At 48.1% G+C, this 1053-nt stretch carries 2 pseudogenes; both read left to right on the top strand.

The window, feature by feature from the left end:
- Positions 1-93 precede the first annotated feature (93 nt).
- A pseudogene (locus tag Q0338_RS11060) lies at positions 94-216 on the top strand (S4 domain-containing protein); the annotation flags it as partial.
- A gap of 183 nt (positions 217-399) precedes the next feature.
- Positions 400-1053 (top strand): annotated as a pseudogene (locus tag Q0338_RS06425) (SAM-dependent methyltransferase); the annotation flags it as partial.

Genomic DNA, 1053 nt, shown 5'->3' with positions numbered 1-1053 from the left:
TCGTGCTTTACGGCGAGGAGGCGGGCAGCAAGCTAGATAAAGCGCGCGAGCTAGGCGTCGCGACGATAACCGAGGACGAACTAAGGCGGATGATTGAGATTTGATCTATTTACCGCGAGCCGCCTAAATATCAGCCGAAACAAAGCCGCTGAACTTATAAAAAGCGGCAAGATTTTGCTAAACGGAAAAATTTGCTCTAAGCCTAGCTTTGAGGTGGGCGAATTTGATAAATTTGACGGCGCAGACGAGCTAAATTTAGACGAGATTACGGGCGTAAATTTGAAAGCTGGCAAAAATAGCGCGGAATCGGAAAATCAAAATTTACGCGAATCAAATTTGACGGGCACAGCCCAAACTGTGCGTAAAAAAGCTCCTAGCGGCGAGCAAAATTTAAACGCAAACGGCGCAAAAATCGAACTCGTCGGCGAAATCTACGTCGGACGCGGCGCGCTAAAGCTAAAAAGCTTTTTGGCGGCTTGTCCGCTAGAAGTCAAAGGCAAAAATGCCCTTGACGTTGGCTCAAGCACTGGCGGTTTCGTGCAAATTTTACTTCAAAACGGCGTAAAAAGCGTTACCGCGCTAGACGTGGGCAGCTCTCAGCTAGATAATAGTCTGCGAGCCGATTCGCGCGTGATAGTAGCCGAAAATACCGACGTGCGCGAGTTTGCGGCTGGGTTTCAAAGCTCGCTCGCAGACGGCAAATTTGATGGTGCGGCGCAAAATTTAAAAAACCAAATCGAGCCGAATTTTAATCCCGGCAAATCAAATTTTGCCGAGCAAGACGGACTTTTAAATGAACCAAGCGAACCAACTTTTGCGCCGTCAAATTTAACGCAGATTGGCGCCAAGACGGACGAGTCAAATTTGACCGGCGTAGATTTCGCGGCAAAAACCCAAAACGCCAAATTTGACCCCCATGCCGCTAAAAACGATGCACGCAAATTTGATCTCATCACCTGCGACGTTAGCTTTATCTCGCTTAAAGAGATTTTGCCCTCTATCGACGCACTCGCGGGCGAAAATTGCGACATTATCCTACTTTTTAAGCCGCAG

The organism is uncultured Campylobacter sp. (assembly GCF_938018145.1).
Lineage (GTDB): Bacteria > Campylobacterota > Campylobacteria > Campylobacterales > Campylobacteraceae > Campylobacter_A.
The sequence above is the reverse complement of the archived record's forward strand: the minus strand, read 5'-3'. Positions and strand labels throughout refer to the sequence as shown.